General features: G+C 37.5%; 23 protein-coding genes. 16 read left to right on the top strand and 7 right to left on the bottom strand.

What is annotated here, in order from left to right; all coding sequences use genetic code 11:
• The first annotated feature begins 11 nt into the window (after positions 1-11).
• Positions 12-734: a metallophosphoesterase family protein gene (locus tag ACIQXJ_RS05280; RefSeq protein ID WP_403050468.1), complete on the top strand. Its 723-nt coding sequence runs from the start codon at positions 12-14 to the stop codon at positions 732-734.
• A 20-nt stretch (positions 735-754) separates the two neighbouring features.
• Positions 755-1,033, top strand: coding sequence for a YuzB family protein (locus ACIQXJ_RS05285; protein ID WP_403050471.1), 279 nt, complete (start codon positions 755-757; stop codon positions 1,031-1,033).
• 168 nt (positions 1,034-1,201) lie between these two features.
• Here ACIQXJ_RS05285 and namA read toward each other — a convergent pair whose 3' ends face one another.
• Entirely contained in the window at positions 1,202-2,212 is a 1,011-nt protein-coding gene (namA, locus tag ACIQXJ_RS05290; RefSeq protein WP_403050474.1) for an NADPH dehydrogenase NamA, read from the bottom strand.
• Between the two features lie 46 nt (positions 2,213-2,258).
• A complete protein-coding gene (proC, locus tag ACIQXJ_RS05295; RefSeq protein WP_403050477.1) occupies positions 2,259-3,065 on the bottom strand; it encodes a pyrroline-5-carboxylate reductase in 807 nt (268 codons plus the stop codon).
• A 345-nt stretch (positions 3,066-3,410) separates the two neighbouring features.
• Here proC and ACIQXJ_RS05300 point away from each other — a divergent pair, with 345 nt between their 5' ends.
• From ACIQXJ_RS05300 to ACIQXJ_RS05330, 7 genes are all read left to right on the top strand, one after another.
• On the top strand, positions 3,411-4,403 hold the full coding sequence (locus ACIQXJ_RS05300) for an MBL fold metallo-hydrolase (protein ID WP_403050480.1): 993 nt from the start codon (positions 3,411-3,413) through the stop codon (positions 4,401-4,403).
• Between the two features lie 9 nt (positions 4,404-4,412).
• Entirely contained in the window at positions 4,413-5,168 is a 756-nt protein-coding gene (locus ACIQXJ_RS05305; RefSeq protein ID WP_403050483.1) for an SDR family NAD(P)-dependent oxidoreductase, read from the top strand.
• A gap of 440 nt (positions 5,169-5,608) precedes the next feature.
• On the top strand, positions 5,609-6,802 hold the full coding sequence (locus ACIQXJ_RS05310; RefSeq protein ID WP_401010121.1) for an argininosuccinate synthase: 1,194 nt from the start codon (positions 5,609-5,611) through the stop codon (positions 6,800-6,802).
• A gap of 79 nt (positions 6,803-6,881) precedes the next feature.
• Positions 6,882-8,255, top strand: coding sequence for an argininosuccinate lyase (gene argH, locus ACIQXJ_RS05315; RefSeq protein ID WP_403050486.1), 1,374 nt, complete (start codon positions 6,882-6,884; stop codon positions 8,253-8,255).
• Positions 8,256-8,476: 221 nt separating this feature from the next.
• A complete protein-coding gene (locus ACIQXJ_RS05320) occupies positions 8,477-8,866 on the top strand; it encodes a carboxymuconolactone decarboxylase family protein (protein ID WP_403050489.1) in 390 nt (129 codons plus the stop codon).
• Between the two features lie 585 nt (positions 8,867-9,451).
• Positions 9,452-10,741: an alpha/beta hydrolase gene (locus ACIQXJ_RS05325; RefSeq protein WP_403050492.1), complete on the top strand. Its 1,290-nt coding sequence runs from the start codon at positions 9,452-9,454 to the stop codon at positions 10,739-10,741.
• A 115-nt stretch (positions 10,742-10,856) separates the two neighbouring features.
• Positions 10,857-11,156: a DUF3784 domain-containing protein gene (locus ACIQXJ_RS05330; protein ID WP_403050495.1), complete on the top strand. Its 300-nt coding sequence runs from the start codon at positions 10,857-10,859 to the stop codon at positions 11,154-11,156.
• Positions 11,157-11,241: 85 nt separating this feature from the next.
• Here ACIQXJ_RS05330 and ACIQXJ_RS05335 read toward each other — a convergent pair whose 3' ends face one another.
• Positions 11,242-11,829 carry a GNAT family N-acetyltransferase gene (locus ACIQXJ_RS05335; RefSeq protein ID WP_403050498.1) on the bottom strand — a complete coding sequence of 196 codons (588 nt, stop codon included), beginning with the start codon at positions 11,827-11,829 and terminating at the stop codon, positions 11,242-11,244.
• A gap of 191 nt (positions 11,830-12,020) precedes the next feature.
• Between ACIQXJ_RS05335 and ACIQXJ_RS05340 the strand changes: the two genes are divergently transcribed.
• The 5 genes from ACIQXJ_RS05340 (at position 12,021) to ACIQXJ_RS05360 (ending at position 14,996) form a co-directional block, all read left to right on the top strand.
• The gene (locus tag ACIQXJ_RS05340) at positions 12,021-13,688 is read left to right on the top strand and encodes a sensor domain-containing diguanylate cyclase (RefSeq protein ID WP_403050501.1); all 1,668 of its coding nucleotides are present in this window, start codon (positions 12,021-12,023) and stop codon (positions 13,686-13,688) included.
• Between the two features lie 117 nt (positions 13,689-13,805).
• On the top strand, positions 13,806-13,958 hold the full coding sequence (locus ACIQXJ_RS05345) for a YpzG family protein (RefSeq protein WP_069513162.1): 153 nt from the start codon (positions 13,806-13,808) through the stop codon (positions 13,956-13,958).
• A gap of 338 nt (positions 13,959-14,296) precedes the next feature.
• Positions 14,297-14,449, top strand: coding sequence for a GNAT family N-acetyltransferase (locus ACIQXJ_RS05350; protein WP_403054841.1), 153 nt, complete (start codon positions 14,297-14,299; stop codon positions 14,447-14,449).
• Positions 14,428-14,556 (top strand): hypothetical protein, encoded by a 129-nt coding sequence (locus ACIQXJ_RS05355; RefSeq protein WP_403050504.1) that lies wholly within the window; start codon positions 14,428-14,430, stop codon positions 14,554-14,556. Before ACIQXJ_RS05350 ends, ACIQXJ_RS05355 begins: the two co-directional genes overlap by 22 nt.
• Positions 14,557-14,654: 98 nt before the next feature.
• Positions 14,655-14,996: a cupin domain-containing protein gene (locus ACIQXJ_RS05360; RefSeq protein ID WP_403050507.1), complete on the top strand. Its 342-nt coding sequence runs from the start codon at positions 14,655-14,657 to the stop codon at positions 14,994-14,996.
• Positions 14,997-15,029: 33 nt separating this feature from the next.
• Here the strand turns inward: ACIQXJ_RS05360 and ACIQXJ_RS05365 are convergent, their stop codons facing one another.
• Complete coding sequence (locus ACIQXJ_RS05365) at positions 15,030-15,524, bottom strand: GNAT family N-acetyltransferase (RefSeq protein WP_403050510.1); 495 nt, start codon at positions 15,522-15,524, stop codon at positions 15,030-15,032.
• Positions 15,525-15,595: 71 nt separating this feature from the next.
• Between ACIQXJ_RS05365 and ACIQXJ_RS05370 the strand changes: the two genes are divergently transcribed.
• Together ACIQXJ_RS05370 and ACIQXJ_RS05375 are read left to right on the top strand one after the other, a co-directional pair.
• Positions 15,596-16,030, top strand: a complete 435-nt coding sequence (locus tag ACIQXJ_RS05370) for an NUDIX hydrolase (protein WP_403050513.1) — start codon at positions 15,596-15,598, stop codon at positions 16,028-16,030.
• 80 nt (positions 16,031-16,110) lie between these two features.
• Complete coding sequence (locus ACIQXJ_RS05375) at positions 16,111-16,902, top strand: alpha/beta fold hydrolase (protein ID WP_403050516.1); 792 nt, start codon at positions 16,111-16,113, stop codon at positions 16,900-16,902.
• Positions 16,903-17,000: 98 nt separating this feature from the next.
• Here the strand turns inward: ACIQXJ_RS05375 and ACIQXJ_RS05380 are convergent, their stop codons facing one another.
• The 3 genes from ACIQXJ_RS05380 to mscL all read right to left on the bottom strand — a co-directional run bounded on the left by ACIQXJ_RS05380 (position 17,001) and on the right by mscL (position 19,949).
• A complete protein-coding gene (locus ACIQXJ_RS05380; protein ID WP_403050519.1) occupies positions 17,001-18,161 on the bottom strand; it encodes an aminotransferase class I/II-fold pyridoxal phosphate-dependent enzyme in 1,161 nt (386 codons plus the stop codon).
• Positions 18,162-18,165: 4 nt separating this feature from the next.
• A complete protein-coding gene (locus ACIQXJ_RS05385) occupies positions 18,166-19,281 on the bottom strand; it encodes a methionine biosynthesis PLP-dependent protein (protein ID WP_403050522.1) in 1,116 nt (371 codons plus the stop codon).
• 278 nt (positions 19,282-19,559) lie between these two features.
• Entirely contained in the window at positions 19,560-19,949 is a 390-nt protein-coding gene (gene mscL, locus ACIQXJ_RS05390) for a large conductance mechanosensitive channel protein MscL (RefSeq protein ID WP_403050525.1), read from the bottom strand.
• Between the last annotated feature and the right edge of the window lie 146 nt (positions 19,950-20,095).

Here is a 20,095-nt window from a genome sequence, read left to right on the forward strand (position 1 = left end):
GCGACTTTATTATGAAAATTGCAGTTTTGGCTGATATTCATGGTAATAAGGATGCATTACAAGCTGTCCTAACGGATATTCACAGAAGGGGCATTGAAACAATCTATAATTTAGGGGATAGTTTGTATGGTCCGCTATTTCCGATAGAAACATATGATCTGCTAGTAGAGTCGAAGGTCCAAAGTATAATGGGAAATTGCGATAGAATGTTACTAGAAAACATTCCAAATCCAACAGTAGGTTATGTGCAACACTTATTAGGGGACAAGCATCGACAATGGGTAACAAATTTGCCTGCAGTAATAGAAACAGAGGATATGTATTTTTGCCACGGTACACCTGCATGTGATGAAACATATATGTTAGAAAATATGGGCGCAAATGGCTCAACGTTGAAAAAAAATGAAGAAATTATGGAATATGTGCAGGATATTAAACAAGAAATTATCTTTTGTGCACATACCCATATTCCTAGAGTAGTCTACCTTCCAAATAATAAAATAATTATTAACCCTGGCAGCGTCGGTCTCCCAGCTTATGAAGAGGTGATCCCAATCTATCACAAAATGGAGTCAGGTTCGCCATTCGCTAATTACACAATTGTTAGCAAAGAACAAGAGCATTGGCTAATTGAGCAAGTACTTATTGGCTATGACCGTCAAGGGGTCATCAACAAAAGTAAAGAAAATGGACGTTTGGATTGGACCTGTGCACTAGAAACTGGGAGAATGTAGTTAAAAGGAGTGGAGATTTTATGGTATTTTCATTGTTTAAGAAAAATAAAAAGCCTCAGCAAATGACCAATAGAGTTGAGTTTTGTTTGACAAATTTATCGCTTGGTGCAGCTGATGCCTACGATGTTTTAGCAGAGCGATCAGATATAGAAATAGAAGAATCAGGTTGTACTTCCCACTGTGAAATTTGCGAGCAGGGCATTTTTGCAATTGTTAATGGCGAGATTATTACGGCATCTGACGCGCCTTCACTAGTACAAGCGGTTGATGAAGAAATCAAGCAAAACCCGCTTTTTTAAAGGTAATAACACGTGAGCAATCGCCGATAGAAATGCATGAATCGCCGATTACTCGAGGGGAATCGCCGATAAACCATGCCAAATCGCCGATAAAAACAAAAAAAACGCTGATAGCTCAAAAGTTAACAAGCTATCAGCGTGTGTAGAAGTGCTTATAAGAGAAGTGAGTTACCAACCTCGTACATATTGCACAGGTGGTTCGATTTTTTCACCCAGTTCCTTTGCAGCATGGAGTGGCCAATAGGGATCTCGTAATAACACACGACCTAAGAAAATTAAGTCAGCGCGGTTATTTTGCAATATTTCTTCAGCATGCTGCGCTATTGTAATTAGACCAACTGCACCAGTAGGAATATTTGCCCCATGTTTTATCGTTTCAGCATGTGGAACTTGATAACCAGGGAACGGATGAATATGTGCCTGTACGACCCCACCAGTTGAGACATCGACTAAATCTACGCCCTGCGATTTCATCCAACGACTAAAGACGATAAAGTCCTCCATTGTTGTGCCATCTTGTGCATAGTCTTCCGCAGAAACACGAACGAGTAAAGGGCCTTCCCAAACGCTTCGAATTGCATCAATTACTTGACGTAGCAAGCGATAGCGATTTTCCTGAGAACCACCGTATAGATCGCTTCGTTTATTTGTTGCTGGTGACAAAAATTCACTAATTAAATAGCCGTGTGCACCGTGAATCTCAAGCACATCAAAACCTGCTTGACGGGCGCGAACAGCAGCTTTTTTAAAGGCTTCAATGACATATTCAATATCGTCAAGTGTCATTTCAGACGGTGTTTTATAATCATCACTAAAAGCAATGGCTGAAGGACCGAAAATTTCATCATCTACAGTTGCTTTACGTCCTGCATGGGCAAGCTGAATGCCTGTTTTAGCTCCGTAAGCTTGCATATTTGTTACTAATTGTTGTAAACCTTCGATATGCGCGTCATCCCAAATACCAAGGTCGTTACTAGAGATTCGCCCCTCGGGTACTACAGCAGTAGCCTCCAATAGTATTAACCCAATTTGTCCAGCAGCACGTGTTGCATAATGCACAAGATGGAAAGGTGTAACAAAACCGTCATCCTTAGCAGAATACATACACATCGGGGCCATGACAATGCGGTTATTTAACGAAATCGTTTGTAATTGGTATGGTTCAAATAATTTAGTCAATGCAAAGCCCTCCTAATTCCTAGTTAATACCTCTATTTTGCATGGATTACTTACTTTTTGCAAGTGCGCGAGATCGAGCTTCAGCTTCTTTTATGCATGCTTCAATCGCTTCATTAAATTGATATTGTTCGAGCGCTTTAATACCAGCTTCTGTTGTACCACCTGGACTCGTAACTTTTTTTCGAAGCACATCAGGCTCATCAACGGATTGCTTTAACATTTCAGCTGTACCTGCGAGGGTTTGTGTCATAAGTAATCTTACAGTATCTTTTGAAAGCCCTACCTCGATTCCTACTCGTTCAAATGCTTCCATTAAATAATAAATATAAGCAGGGCCACTGCCAGATAGCGCTGTAACGGCATGCAACTGGTCTTCCTCAACTTCGATTACAGATCCCACTGCTTCTAATAATTGCAAAAACATTGTATGTTGTGTCGCTGATACTTGCCCATTAAATGCTATACCACTTGCGGACATTCCGATCGTTGCAGATGTATTTGGCATTACTCTAGCTACAGGGCGCAATCCTAACTGCTCTGTTATAGTGCTAATAGCAATGCCTGCTAAAATGGATAGAATTGCAGTATGCTCTGTTATTTTTGATTTCAGTTCAAGCATGGCTGTTATGGCATCCTTTGGCTTTATCGCTAAAATGATAAGATCTGCTTGCTGATAGATAGTTTCTTCAAAATTACAATTGATGCCGTACGTGTCGTGTAAAAATTGTAAACGTTCCTTATCTGAGCGATTGGTGACATAAATTTCTTGTGCTTTAAATACATTCTGCTTAATCCAGCCTTGCATTAATGCTTCTGCCATCGAGCCAGCACCAATAAAAAGTATTTTTTTCATAGGAAAAACCTCCGATTCAAAATAAAAAAGCGCTCTCGTCCTTACATAGAAGGACGAAAACGCTATCGTTTCCGCGGTACCACCTTTGTTTGCCAATTGGCACAACTCTTAGCCCTTTTATCGCAAGGGGGACGGTTATGTTGTCATAACTGCTCAGAAGTAGGTTCTGTAATGGGAGTGGGTGATGTTACTTGCAGCAAATGTAACACTCTCTTGACACCTTCACCAACTACATACTTGGCTTCCTCAACGCACATAAATAATTTGATTATTCAAAATTATATTGATAATATGTCAAGCTGTCAACAGGAGGGGTGACTTAAGAAAGAAAAACTTGTAGAATAGATGAATCGGTATTCATTAGTTGCGCAAAAAAAGGGGGAGACAGCTTTGTCGATACATAAAATAGAAATTCCAACACCCTATGCAGTAGGAGACGTCAATGCATTTGTTGTCAAAGGTGATGCATTAACAATATTTGATGTTGGTCCAAAAACAATGGAAGCTTATGATGCACTTAAATGGGGTATTCGAGCAGCTGGCTTTGATTTACGAGATATAGAACAGGTTGTATTAACCCATCACCATCCTGATCATGCGGGATGGGTTGATGCTTTTCCACATGCAGAAATTTTAGGCCATGCCTATAACGATAAATGGCTACGTCATGATGAAGAGTTTTTACGTTATCATGAGCAGTTTTACAGTGAGCGTTTGTTCGAACATGGCGTACCCCGAGAATATATTCAACAGAGTGTCCATGTTCGTCGAGAATTAGAGCTTGTTGGAGAACGACCATTGACACAAATTTTACACGATGGGGATGAAGTACCCGGGCATCCTGGTTTAAAGGCAATTGAAACATTAGGACATGCACAAAGTCATTTCATTTTTTGGGATGAAAAAACGCATAATGTTATCGGCGGAGATTTATTGTTAGAAAAAATTACACCAAATCCATTAATCGAGCCACCTTTAGACCGCACACTAGGTCGCCCGAAATCATTGTTGCAATATAATGCATCGCTAGAAATATTACGTCAATTGCCTGTAAACATTATGTATACAGGGCATGGAGCAAATTTAGAAGACATACCACATTTAATTGATAAACGTCTTGAACGACAACATCATCAATCTATGAAGGTGTATGAGTTATTTGGTGGTGATGAGTTAACGGTTGTACAAATGACAAAACGGTTATATCCATCGATTTTTCAGCATCAGCTTGGCTTGACATTATCAAAAACACTTGGACATTTAGACTATTTAGAGGCAAAGAACCTAGTGGTTTCAGAGAAGAATAATGAAGGTGTCTATTTGTTTAAAAGAAAGTAGGTTTTATACATGAAAATGAATAAAAAGACAATCTTTGTAACAGGTGCAACGAGTGGAGTTGGCCTGAAAATAACCGAATTGTTAGTTGCACAAGGCCATATCGTGTATGCTACTGGGCGTAATGAAGTAGCTTTAAAAACATTACAACGTTTAGGCGCCAATGTTATACAAGCTGATTTAACATCCCTAACAGCAATCGACGACGTATGTGCGCAGCTACCTATGCTTGATGTAGCCATTTTTTCTGCTGGGGTAGGGAAGTTCGCTATTGCACCGATGTTATCAGATGACGATATTACCGAAATGGTGGAGCTCAATATTCGTGTTCCGATGTATTTAGCAAAGCGTATAGCGACTCGAATGATTGCGCGTGAGCAAGGGCAACTAATATTTATCGGTTCACAGGCTGGAAAGGTAGCGACACCTAAAGCAAGTGTTTATGCTGCGACAAAACACGCCATTGTCGGCTTTACAAATGGCCTGCGTATGGAGCTAGCTCCGTACAATATTAAAGTAACGGCGATTCATCCTGGACCAATTGATACTCCATTTTTAGATAAAGTAAATGATGAAAGTGGTTATCGAGAGACCTTAGGTAGATTGTTATTAACACCAGAAGAGGTGGCACAAGCCACGGTAAAAACAATCGAACGTCCAGTCCGAGAAGTGAACTTGCCACGAATGATGGGGTTGACAAGTAAACTATATGCATTAGCGCCAGCTACCATCGAATTTTTAGCAAAACCATTATTCAATAAAAAATAATATGAGTGCCAGTCACCCAAACAATTTATAAATATTCAAGCTAAAACATACAGAGACTCCTTTAGAAAAGTACACTTGCTAAGTGCCAGTCACTCAAACAATTTATAAATATCCAAGTGAAAACCCACTAAGGCTCCTGCGGCTTATGATATAACCGCAGAAAGCGAAGTGGGTTTTTTCGTTTTAAGAGCCAGCGCCTTTTAATATCATATACATTCAGCTAAATAGGAATAAGTCGTATTTTCGAGTGTAAATATTCACTGTTCGAATACTAGCGATAACTATTGCTATTGCAGACTTTTAACATTCTTCACAAAAGTACATTATTTTATAAAAATGCACTTGTATTTATTTTTATAACATGATACTATTCGTGTATAAACTTTTAAGTGAGTGTATAAACATACATATCATATAGAGCAATTGGAGGCGCATTTCGTATGGCAAATAAAAAAGTAGTATTAGCATACTCAGGCGGTCTTGATACTTCTGTAGCAATTCCGTGGTTAAAAGAACAAGGTTGGGACGTAATTGCAGTTTGTCTAGACGTTGGTGAAGGTAAAGATCTTGAATTTGTGAAAAATAAAGCACTTCAAGTAGGTGCAATTGAATCTTATATGGTTGATGCAAAGGATGAATTCGCTGAACAATATGCACTTATTTCGTTACAGGCGCATACTTGGTACGAACAAAAATACCCATTAGTATCAGCACTTTCTCGTCCATTAATTTCTAAAAAGTTAGTGGAAATCGCTAACCAAGTGGGTGCGGACGCAGTGGCTCACGGTTGCACAGGTAAAGGAAATGACCAAGTTCGTTTCGAAGTTTCAATTAAAGCATTAAATCCAGATTTAGAAGTTTTAGCACCTGTGCGTGAGTGGGGCTGGAGCCGTGATGAAGAAATCGAATATGCAATGCAACATAATGTTCCGATTCCTGCAACATTAGATTCTCCATTCTCGATTGACCAAAACTTATGGGGTCGTGCAAATGAAGCGGGCGTAATGGAAGATCCTTGGGTATCACCACCAGAAGAAGCTTATGGCCTAACAGTTTCTGTAGAAAACGCACCAAATGAAGCTGAATATGTAGAAATCGAATTTATTGCGGGTAAACCAGTATCATTAAACGGTAAAGAAATGAAGCTTGCTGATTTAATTCAAGAACTGAATGCAGTAGCAGGTGCACACGGTGTTGGCCGTATTGACCATGTTGAAAACCGTTTAGTTGGTATTAAATCTCGTGAAGTATACGAAATTCCAGGTGCAAAAGTACTTTTAACTGCGCATAAGGAGCTTGAAGACTTAACGCTTGTGAAAGAATTAGCACACTTCAAACCAGTCATTGAGAAAAAATTATCTGAACTAATTTATGATGGTTTATGGTTCTCTCCTTTACGTGATGCATTACAAGCATTCCTTGCAGAATCACAACAATATGTAAATGGTACTGTACGTGTGAAACTTTATAAAGGTCATGCGATTGTAGAAGGACGTAAATCACCAAATTCACTATACAATGAAAAATTAGCAACATACTCTAAAGAAGACCAATTCAATCACGCATCAGCTGTAGGCTTCATCGAATTATGGGGTCTGCCAACAGTGGTTAACTCTTCAGTTAATAAAAAATAATTATTAAATTAGGGTGTAGTGTAGCATGAACGCTGTACTGCACCTTTTCGATAAGAAATGTAGAAAAAGGTGAGCTGTTATGACAAAACTTTGGGGCGGACGTTTCCAAAAATCAGCAGAAGCATGGGTTGATGAGTTTGGCGCATCGATTGGCTTTGACCAACAACTTGTTTTGGAAGACCTAGAAGGTAGTGTCGCACATGTCACGATGCTTGGTGCTACAGGAATTTTACCAGCAGCTGATGTAGAAGCTATTCTTGGTGGTCTTGCACAATTACAAGAAAAAGCAATCGCAGGTGAGCTAGAATTTACGGTTGCGAATGAAGATATTCACTTAAACCTTGAAAAAATGCTAATTGATTGCATCGGACCAGTGGGTGGTAAGCTTCATACAGGTCGTAGCCGTAATGACCAAGTAGCAACAGATATGCATATTTTCTTGAAGAAACGTGTAAAGGAAGCTATCGATTTAATTGAGACATTCCAAAAAACGTTATTAGAAAAAGCTGAGGAGCATGTTGAAACAATTGCGCCGGGCTATACGCATTTACAACGTGCGCAACCGATTTCTTTTGCACATCATTTAATGGCCTATTTTTGGATGCTTGAGCGCGATAAACAACGTTTTACAGAATCCATTAAACGCATCGATATATTACCACTAGGTGCTGGTGCAATGGCAGGGACAACTTTCCCGATTGATCGTTTAAAATCAGCAGAGCTGCTTGGCTTTAGTGAAGTATATGCAAATTCAATGGATGCGGTAAGTGACCGTGATTTTATCGTCGAGTTTTTAAGTAATTCATCATTATTAATGGCGCATTTATCTCGTTTTGCCGAAGAAATTATTTTATGGTCAACAGATGAATTTAAATTTATCGAATTGGATGATGCCTTCTCAACAGGGTCTTCCATTATGCCACAAAAGAAAAATCCCGACATGGCAGAGCTAATCCGCGGAAAAACCGGTCGTGTCTATGGTAACCTGATGGGCTTACTAACTGTACTAAAAGGGACACCGTTAACATACAACAAGGATATGCAAGAAGACAAAGAAGGTATGTTCGATACAGTGCATACGATTCTTGGTTCTTTAAAAATCTTTGAAGGTATGGTGCGCACGATGACAGTAAATACAGAGCGTCTGCACAAGGCAGTACACTCTGACTTCTCAAATGCGACGGAATTGGCAGATTATCTTGCAACAAAAGGGATGCCATTCCGTGAAGCACATGAAGTAACAGGTAAATTAGTCTTTACATGTATTCAAAAGGGCATTTATTTATTAGATTTACCAATTGAAGACATGAAAAAAGAAAGTGAGCTTATTGAAGCAGACATTTATGATGTATTAGCACCTGAAGCAGCCGTACGCCGTAGACATTCACTAGGTGGTACAGGCTTCGATCAAGTTACTATTCAAATCGAGAAAGCAAAAGCTTGTCTTTCTTAACTATTTTGCGTGCAAGTCCTAAGTGACATTTGCATAGATATTCATTAAAGCTGTCCAGTGAGGCGCTATGAAAACCTTATTATTCCTTTTTCTGTGGAGCCAGAGGGTGAAACTAAAAAGAGTACCTGACATAAGTGAAGGACAATCCCCAATTTTCGGAGACGCGAAATTGGGGTTTTTGTATAAGAAAAAAATAGTATTCTAAATGGGAGGAATGTTAGTTGACGGATCGTTTTACAAAGGGGTTAGAAACGATAAAACAATATGTTACGGAAGAAGAAGTAGCTCGCATGGTCGACTCAGATGCACTAGCTGATATAGCACCCGATTTGCGCAAAATGATTATCGAGTTTGCCTATGGAGATGTTTATTCACGGCCAGGTCTTGATGCTAAAAGCCGGGCACTTGTCGTAATAACAGCGGTTGTTACACAAGGTGCCGTGCCACAAACGAAAACACATATTACACGAGGCTTGCATGCAGGGTTAACACCTACAGAAATTGTAGAAGCACTGTTGCAATTAGTGCCATATATCGGTTTTCCACGTGTGCAAAACGCGTTAACTATTGCTCAACAAGTATTTCAGGATATGCAACTAAGTGTAAAATAGGACAATCCAAGCTCTAATATGAGGCTTAGTATTACCTATTGCTTCGAAATTAGACTTTTGTTTAAATTTACATTTTAGTGGAGCATTAATGAAAAAAAGTTATGAATAACATGTATAGATTTTTGCAAAGTGTCCCATACTGTTAAAGGATACACTTAATCATCGAAATTGATGAGGAGGATGCAGAATGAGTAGTTCAAGTTCAACACCAGTAGACAATGAATCTCAGGAAAGTCCGCCACAGCTGAAGAAGGTTGATACTTCACATATCTTAAGGGTTAGGTAATGAGAGAATACTCTGTGTTACTGTATCTTAGGATGAAGTAGAAACCACAACTGTACAATCAAATAGAAGGTATAAGTGTCCACGGACCCAGAATTTTTCTGGGTCTTTTTTGTTTTTAGTTGATTTTGTAAACACAACTGTTATACTCTGAATATGACAGATGAAGGACTACAAATCCTTATTTGGAAAATCTTTAACGTTTTGAGCATTTACATACAAATGAAACAATAGCGACGAACGTTCCTGAATATTCAGGATAATACTGATGTGATCGCTATTTTTTATAAGGAGGGACTTTTATGAAAAAACTATTTGTATTATGCTGTATCGCAATATTATTAGTTGCCTGTTCACAAAAGGAAAAGGCAACAAAGGTGGACACGAAAGAGGAGGGGCAAGTTATGAATGAACAACTAATCGGAAAATGGGCAGGAGATATTGAAATTCCAAATGGCTCGCTACCAATTATTGTAGATTTACAAAAAGAGAGTGGATCTTTATCTGTTCCTGCACAAGGCTTAAGTAATTATCCTTTTAAAAGCGTAACTTATCATGGGAATGAAGTACAAATTATCATTAACTTAAATGGTTCTCTTATTGAGGTGAACGGAACGTTAAAAGGAGAGCAAATCGAAGCATCGTTTAATCAAAATGGTGGAAAATTCCGTTTGCTATTAAAACCGTATGAAGAACAGCCTGCAGAGCCAGTATCCTACGAAACATTCACAGTTCCTGTAAAGGATGGTGATTTAACAGTAGCACTTCAAAAGAGTCGTAAGGAGCCGTCACCAGTTGTTCTCATTATTGCAGGTTCTGGACCGACCGATAAGGATGGTAACTCAGCTATTGCTGGAAAAAATAATAGCTTGAAAATGCTTGCAGAAGGATTAGCTCAAGAAGGTGTTGCAAGTGTGCGATACGATAAACGAGGCATTGGAGATAATACGTCTTTGTTAACGAAAGAGGATGATATTTCCATCGATTTATATGTTGACGATGCAGTTCAAATACTCAAGGCACTTACAGCAAATAAAGACTTTTCAAGTGTCCATATAATTGGTCATAGTGAAGGCTCTTTAATAGGCATGCTCGCTGCACAAAAAGCCAATGTGGAATCATTTGTTTCAATAGCAGGTGCAGGTAGAGCTGCTGATACATTACTGCTGGAGCAATTAACAGGACAATTAACACCTGCCCTAACAACTGAAGCAACAACAATTCTTGCAACACTCAAAAAAGGAGAGCAAGTGAAAAATATCTCTCCTGAGCTCCAATCATTATTTAGACCTTCTGTGCAGCCATATATGATATCTTGGCTTAAATATAATCCAGCTAATGAGCTACAAAAAGTTAAAGGCCGCGTATTAATTATTCAAGGAACAACAGATATCCAAGTGAAAGCTACAGACGCAGAAGCATTAAAGCAAGGCAATGAAAAAGCAGAACTTATCTATATGGATGGCATGAACCATATTCTCAAAAACGCACCCGAGAATCGAGAGGAGAATTTAGCTACCTATAAAGACCCAACATTACCGCTGCATCCGAACTTATTACCTGCGATTCACAAATTTATCGCAAATGACTAGCAGTATGACGCAAACTTAAAAAAGCTTAATTTTAGTATGTTGTTCGTCGCTATTGCCTTTAAAACTTTCATTGAGGGCCACAACATTGGGGAGAATTTATCGTGGAAGCCATTGTATGATTAATCATTATGATTCCATTTTTAATATTTGCAATTGTTTTATCGCATGGCAATGGTGCATGTTAATTGCAGGCTTTAACACATTGGCTCAGAGTGAAAAAGAGACCTATAATAAAAAAGCACTAGCTAAATTTATAGGCAAAATCATGTATGGTTATTGTTTTTGTATACTATTATTGGCACTCGATGGGGTATTCCAAACTGAATGGCTCTTGATAGTAAGTCTCGTCCAATTTATAGGGCTCACTGTATTTACACTCATAATTGCGAATACAGCAAATCGCATTATAACGTAAAGAATGAAGAATTGCTCACAATGGAAGTGCGACCCTCGTTACAAAGGTGTCGCACCTCACATTGTGTACAGTTCTAGTATGCTATTCACAACAATTTTTTCTCAAAACAAAAACATTCATGTACTCTAGTATAGCGATTCTTTATCATCTCCTTTTCCTTCCCTACATAGTGCGCAAAGGCTTGAACGGGGTAGAGTTCTGGTATTTCGGATTTTAACGTTTGCTTCATTTCATTTTCACCTTCAATAAATACTTGTAAATAGGAATCTACAATTGAAAACTTATTGTTTATGTACCAATCGTTTACCCACTCATCATCTCTTGTCCATGCTTCCAAGCGGTTTACTTTTTTTCCTTTCGCTCTTTTTTCAGCAGCTTTCAATAATTGATGACCAACTCCCATTTTTTGATAGTCAGGATGAACAGCAATGTGCCAAATCATTCCTCCTAACCCATCGCCTTGAGAACAAACAGTTTGCGGTTGCACTTCGTATTCAACATCAATTAAACCAATGACTTGATGATCCTTAATTGCTACTAGCTCAATGGCTGGGTTAGCATATGTTTCCTTTTTCTTAAGAACATTGTCAAAATAAGCAGTATTTAAAAATGATAACACCCTACAACGAACCCAACCTATTTCATCTTCTAATTGATACTCTCTAATTTCCATAAGTTCCTCCTAATTGAATTAATATACATATTATACTAAATGCTTTGTTGGGAAATTGTAACAGAAATTCGATGAATTCTTATAATTTACCATTCAACTATTAAATTTCTCACTGCTTCAATCTATTTCTTGTGGTATTTTTGATATGAAAAATAAAAAATTTCCATTTAATTTTTGTGGAGGGAAAGGTTTTGAACATAATTAAAAAGGTTTTATGGCAAAATACGATAAGAAATCTGCTTCGAAGAGGGCATATCGTTATTATTTTTATCATTAGTTTATGTATTTTTATTCCGACAATTTTTATCGAATATCAGCAAACAATTAACCATCAAAAAGAAGAAATGACCAATTACTTAGATGCTCAAACCTATTTTTTTGAAAGCTGGTTAAAGGAGCGTTCCGAAGATATACATACAATTACGAATTTAGCTTTTGTTAAAGGCTATCAGTATGAACAAACGCAAGCATTTTTTCAAGAATATAAAAAACAAACTGTTTTTACTGATTTAGTCTTTGTTAACAAAGAAGGAATAGTACAGTTCGATACAGTGACAGAATATCAACATAACGGGATTGGCATTGATGTGAAAAATCGTGAGTATTTCCAAGCAGCCAAAAAAACGAAGCAGCAGTATATTACAGATGTATTAATTAGTAAAGTAACAAAGGAACCTATCATTGCTTTCGCATCTCCTATACTTGATGAGCAGCAACAATTTAATGGTGTTGTTTTTGGCACTGTGAATTTTAGTACAGTTGATTTGCTTTTAAATGAATCAAGAGTGGGTTTTCAGGGACATGCTTATATAGTCAATCAAGATGGAACTTTGTTAACAGAATTAGTTTCCAATAAGAAAGAAGTGAACTCAGCGAATCAAAATATATTCTCGCAAAACTATAACATTGATGAACAAATTTTAACGATTGCTCAATCTCATCAAACGCAATCACCAATAAACTCCTATAAGGATGCAAAAGGCGAATGGGTATTAGCAAAAAGTAAGCCAATTAATCAAGGCAAATGGTATTTTATTTCTGAAGTCAATCTTGTGGAAGCGTATACACCTTTAATCAAAAGATTTGGCTTATTTGCGATTTGTATTTTAGTAGGCACATTTTTAACCATTAAAGTTATGTTAATGATAACGAAAAAAATAGAAGAGCCGATTCAGCAGTTACTAAAAGGCGTTGGTAAGGTGGAGCAAGGACACTATGATTATAAAATTAATGAAAAACAGTTAGCACCGTATGCCAAAGAGTTTCAGGAGCTTTGTTCATCTTTTAATGAGATGAGCGCAAAAGTGAAAGAAGATACCATATTACTTAAGGAGTTATCTGTTACTTGCCAACTAACGAAACTATATAATCGCCGTTATTTAATTGAGCAGGGTGAGCATGTTTTTCAAGACTGTAAAAACAATGCGCTTCATTGTTCCTGTATAGCAATTGATATCGATTTTTTCAAAAAAGTTAATGATACATATGGGCATCTGACTGGGGATGAGGTATTGAAGCATGTTGCAAAGATTATTAAAGAATCTGTACGAAGAAAAGATATTACTACGAGATACGGTGGTGAAGAATTTGTAATTTTATCCCCAGCGACGACGTTGGAAAGTGCTGTGAAAATAGCAGAAAGAATAAGAAAAAATGTTGAAGAGTATCCTTTTACTATAGGTGAACAGTTTATTCCTATGACAGTGAGTATTGGCATTGCAGAATTTGCCAATGATAAGGACATTTCGACCTTTTACGATTTGATTGATAAGGCAGATCAGGCACTTTACGTTGCTAAGGAAAGTGGTCGAAATATGCTAAGAGTATATGATGGTGCAAATAACTTTGTTATGCGGTAACTATGTTAGGCTTATAAAATTTTTCACAATAGTGTCTAGGAACGTGTAGTAATTAAAAAAATGGTCATACTAACATGGATTCACTTATGAAGTCTATAATGATGAGGAGGATGTAAAATGAGTAGGCCTGAACAACTAGACCCAAAATCTCAAAAAATCCACCGTAACTGGACAAGGATTAAGCGTTCAAAATCTCAAGTAAATGGTGAAACGGAGATTACTCTCCATAACCGTATCTTGAGAAGTGAAGCGAAAGCCCGACAGTTTTAATCATGCTAGAAGCAATAAGTGTTATCAAGCTCAGATATTTTATCTGGGCTTTTTTGCATCTTATTAAAGGAAAATTAGTAAATATCCAAGTAATTGATTTATAGTAAAATATAAGAAATGAGGAACTGGAAGGAAGATAGGAAATGGACAATCAAATGAACATTCGTCTTGCGCGTCTTGCTGATGCAAAAAAATGCTTGAAATCCAACAAGAAGTTTTAGCGGAAGAACTATTATTAATAACGACAACTGAAGAATTTCAACAAACTATCGAAGGACAACAAGCATGGATACAGTCGTGACCATGAAACAATTTTAATTGCTGAATGCAATGATGATATCGTTGGCTGGCTAGTATTTTTGTCGCCTAATCGAAAACGTTTAGCCCTTACTGGTAGTTTTGGCATGATGGTTCGAAAAGATCAACGAGGGCAAGGAATTGGTAAACGTTTAATAGGGGAATTACTGACATGGCGGCTGCCAATCCAGTAATTGAAAAAGTTAGCTTAGGCGTATTTTCAACAAATATAGGGCCATTGCTCTTTATCGAAAAATGGGTTTTATTGAAGAAGGTAGAAAAATTAATGAAATTAAAGTAAGGGATAACGAGTATGTTGATGATGTGTTACTGTACAAAATGGTTTAAGTTCTGAAATCGCTAATTTATAAAACGTTTGAAAAAGGAGAGGGATTTGCTATGAAAATTTATCAGTTCTCAAAGGATAGTGGCAATGCAATTAACAATTACAACTCACATGATTCATTTTATACTAAAATAATGAAAACTGTAGAGCCAACAAATATTGGTTTTATATACATAGAAGCGGGTGGTGTAGTTGGATTACATGAAGCACCAGTACCACAGCTATTCATTGTTATTCAGGGAGAAGGATGGATCAGTGGTAAAGATAGGGAGAAATTACTTGTAAAACAAGGGGAGGGGATTTGTTGGCAAGAGGGAGAAGCACATGAGTCAGGAAGTGACAAAGGGTTAACAGCCCTCGTTATTCAATCTACACAAATTGATTTGCTTGAATAAAACGAGGGAAATAACGGGGTGCAAGTGACTCCGTTATTTTTTTGCTAACGCAAGCTCCAACCGTAACGTTTTTAAAATATGCCCATCAAATAAATCATCGTATTCTTCAACATGTTGGAAGTCTTTTGCCTTGTAGAATTGACTTCCAATTGTATTGTCCTTCTCTACACATACAATCAGGGAAGTTATCCCCTGTAATTTTTGAATCCCACTTTCTAATAGGGCTGAGCCGATCCCTTTATTTTGCGCACCTGGAAGTAAATAAATAGCGAATAGCTCTGCTTGTCCGTCGTCATTAACATTTGAAAAGTTAGCAAAGCCAACAAGTGTTTCACCTAACTCGGCTACTAAAAATGGGCTCGTTTGAAGACGTGTTATTAAACCTTCTTCGCTATAGGCAGCTTCAAGAAAACGATTTTGAATATGCATCGGAATGATTCCTTCATATGTTGCATACCAACTTGCTTTGGCAATTTCTTGTACAAAAAGGATGTCTTCTTCTTTCATTTGCCGTATAATGAGTGTCAACACTTATCACCTACAATTTCAATAATTTCTATATATTGTAACATTTAAAACGACAAAAGGGAGATGGATTAATGCAAGTTTTGGAAAAAGCATTTGGGTATATTACAAGGGAATTCGAGGGGCGAATCCAAGTGCTTGTATTTGAACAAAATACAGCTGGAGCTGGTATCCAAATTCCAAAGGGGACAGTTGAAGAAGGAGAAACGCCTCTAGAAGCAGTAATACGAGAGATGGTGGAGGAAACAGGGTTAACAAATTTAGAAGTAAAAGGCTTAATCGCACAGGATTATGCTGAACATTATTCAGGAGCCTTACAAAAACGATATTTTTACCACTTAATATCAAATGATGCACGTCCTACATGGCAACACAATCCGACAGGCATAAACGAAGGTAACTTACAATTTACATTTTATTGGATTGAAAATAAAGATGCCGTCGTGTTAGCAAAAGGACATGGTGATTATTTATATCGGATTTTTGTAAGTGTCATGAATGAACAATAAAATCACCTTTGCTAAATGAAGGGATTTTTATAATAAAGACAAAGGAGCTACTAAGAGTAGATGAAAAGGAGGAAGGAATTTTGACGCTTTATTATGAAGAATATGGAGACAAAAATGCACCGCTTATCGTATTTTTACATGGGGGTGGCGTCAGTGGCTGGATGTGGGAAAAACAAATAATATATTTTGCCCAACATTATCATTGTATCGTTCCTGATTTACCTGGACATGGAAAAAATAGTGATGATACATATTTTTCAATGAAACAAGCTGCACAGAAAATAATTGATCTTATAGAACAGGTTTCTAATAATCGAAAGATAACAATTATCGGTTTTTCATTAGGGGCTCAAATTATTGTGCAATTGGTAAGTATGAGACCAAATTTAATCGATATTGCTGTCATAAATAGCGCTTTAGTGAGGCCAATGCCTGCTTTTAAAAAATGGATTGCCCCTACAATAAAACTCACTTCTCCACTTATTTCAAATCGAACATTTTCAAAAATTCAAGCTAAAACGCTTTATATCCCGAAAGAAAAGTTTGCGCAATATTATGAAGAAAGCTGTCGCATGTCACAACGAACGTTAACAACTGTACTGACGGAAAATTTATCATTCTCAATCCCAGAAAACTTTAAGCATGTTAAAACCTCAATGCTTGTGCTCGTCGGGAATAAAGAAAAATCAATCATGAAAAAATCTGCAAATGACTTGGTGAAAAGCAATGCTAATTGTAAAGGAATGGTAGTCGCCGATATTGGACATGGTATTTCATTAGCGAATCCAGCTCTATTTAATGAAATAATAGACAATTGGCTTAGTGCCAGTCACCCAAACAATTCTGAATTTACTTCAGCTGTTAAGTTTTGAATAACAAAGTAAAACCCACTTAACTCCCGCCGACTACACTGTGGCCGCAGGAAATCGAAGTGGGTTTGAAGTGCCAGTCACTTAAACAATTCTGACATTTATGATTTTGCAGCAATTTCTAGTGCTTGAGCAAAGTCAGCAATTAGATCATCAACATGCTCCAGTCCTACTGAAAATCGTAATAGGCCATCTGTGATACCACGTTTTGTACGCTCTTCAGGCTCCATTGCAGCATGGCTCATTTTAGCTGGGTAGGAAAGAATGGATTCCACACCACCAAGAGATACAGCAAAAACTGGGATTTTCATTGCTTCCACTAATGCTTTTGCTGCAGCATAGTTAGGTAGGCGGAATGACAATACAGCCCCTGGACTTGTACATTGGCTATGATGAATATCGTAACCAGGATGTGATGAAAGACCTGGATAGTAGACTTGTTCAACGAGTGGGTTCGTATCTAAAAACTGTGCAATCTTTTGTGCTGATGTTGCAGAACGACTAAAGCGCACATCCGTTGTTTTCATATTTTGCAGTAATGTGAAGCAATCCTGTACACCTAAAATATTCCCAAAAGAATTTTGGATAAAATAAAGGTCGTTTCCTAGTTGCTCATCGGCTGTAACTGTTAGTCCTGCAATAATATCAGAGTGACCAGATAAGAATTTCGTTGCACTATGAATTACTACATCTACACCTAAGTCAAGAGGACGTTGATGTAGTGGTGTCATAAACGTATTATCTAAAAACGTTAAGCAATGATATTGTTTAGCTATCGAAACTACGCCTCGAATATCTGTAATTCCTAATGTTGGATTTGATGGTGTCTCCATATAAAGAAGCTTTGTCGCAGGCGTAATGGCTGCTTCAATCGCCGCTAAATCTGTAAAATCAACGAATGTATGAGAGATACCAAAACGAGGTAATACTTTCGAAACAAAGCGATAGGTGCCACCATAGACGTCTTCAGTAATCACGATGTGATCACCTTGAGATAATAGCATTAATGCTGCTGATACAGCTGCAATTCCTGAAGAGAAGGCGTGTGCACGAACACCACCTTCAAGCTCGGCAACGGCTTTCTCTAATGCATCACGTGTTGGGTTACCAGAACGTGCATAGTCATACTCGCCAAACTCATCGATGCTCTCTTGATGAAATGTTGAAGAGACATACATAGGAACGTTTACAGCACCTTTTTTATTTTCATAGCCATCACGCACACCCGCGTGGATAAGAGCTGTTTCAATATGTTGCTTCATTATTTTATGCCTCTTTTCTTAGCGTATCAAACACTTGTTTTAAGTCTGCAATTAAATCTTCAGCTTCTTCAATGCCGACAGAGAAGCGTAGTAAACGATCGCAAACACCGCGTTCTACACGTTCTTCGTATGGCATATCGGCATGTGTTTGTGTGGCAGGATATGTGATAAAGCTCTCAACGCCACCAAGGCTTTCTGCAAAAATAATTAACTTTAAGTTTCGAAGGAATAGGTCAATCCACTCAGGCTTTTGAAGTCGGAATGAAAGCATACCACCTTTGCCTGTATACAGTACGTCTGTTACAAGTTCTTCTTCTTCTAAATAAGCAGCTATTGCCTTCGCGTTTGCATCATGTTGTTTTAAGCGAAGATGCAATGTTTTTAATCCACGAATCAATAACCAAGAATCCATCGCACCTAATACCATTCCACTACCATTATGAATATAGCCGATACGTTCTGACAGCTCAGCGCCTTTTGAGACAACTAGACCTGCTAAAACATCATTATGGCCTCCAATATACTTTGTCGCAGAATGTAACACAATATCGGCTCCTAGTTCAATTGGTCGTTGGAAATATGGCGTGTAGAATGTATTATCAACAATTAACAATGCACCGTGTTTATGTGCAAGCTCAGCGTACACTTTAAGATCAAATTCCTGCATAAGTGGATTTGTTGGTGTTTCGATAAAGAGGGCGCGAGTATTTTCATTGATTAAAGCCTCTACTTGCCCAACAGATTTAAATTTTGAATAGATAGGTTTAATATTGTATGTTTCTTTAAAAAAGTTAAAAAGTCGATATGTACCACCATACAAATCATCCGGTACGATTAATTCATCACCAGGCTTAAACAGAGACATTATAAGTTGAATCGCAGCCATACCTGAACTACAGGCAAAGCCAGCGTCGCCACCTTCTAAATCAGCAATTCCTGCCTCTAAAATGGTACGTGTTGGATTTTTTGTACGTGCATAGTCAAAACCTGTAGATTCACCAATACCTGCATGTTTATAAGCAGTCGATAAATGAATTGGAGGGCTAACAGCGCCAGTACTCGGGTCACTTAAATTTCCTAGCTGTACAAGTTTTGTTTCAATAGTTCTATTGTTTGTCATATCGTCACTCTTTTCTTCATCAATGATATAGAAAGAGCCCAATCAGGACTCTATTTCTTAATAGAATAATTTGATTAGTATCTTCAAGATTCTCTATAATTGTTACCAATTTAACATGTATAGTACAGAAGGACAAGATGATTTCAGAAAATTACATAGATTATTGAAATTAAATCATGTAGGAATAGTAGGGGATTAATTGCTGAGGATGGAACTGTATGCATATTCAAAAAGGCTATAGAGCATTCGAATTGAATGATGCGCTATAGCCTTGTTTATTATGCTTGTTGTTTTTTTAATAAATCGCGAATTTCTTTTAGAAGTTCCTCTTTTGCATCGAGCTCTGGTGTAGGTTCCTCTACAACAGTTTCCTCTTTTTTTCTAGTAAATTTGGTCATCAGACGCAAAGCTAAAAAAATGGCAAAAGCAATAATTAAAAAGTCAATGATGGACTGTAAAAATACACCTAACTTGACTTGGGCTGTACCTGAACCAAACATAAAACTTTTTGTTAAATCAATGCCACCCGTTAAAACACCGACTAATGGCATAATAATATTTTCGACTAAAGATGTAACAATTTTACCGAAAGCACCACCAATTACAACTGCAATCGCTAAATCAATGATGTTGCCTTTCATAGCAAATTCCTTAAAGTCTTTCCACATAAACTAAATCCTCCTACTAATATCCAATAAAACAATCGAATTGTATTTTACTATATTCGCCTCATTATAACAAAGTAAAAATAAAAATAGAAAAAATCTACAACATAAAACGGTAAATTTGGTAATATGGAAGTAGACAAAGAATG

The organism is Lysinibacillus sp. NPDC097868 (genome assembly GCF_044761135.1).
Taxonomy (GTDB): Bacteria; Bacillota; Bacilli; order Bacillales_A; family Planococcaceae; genus Lysinibacillus.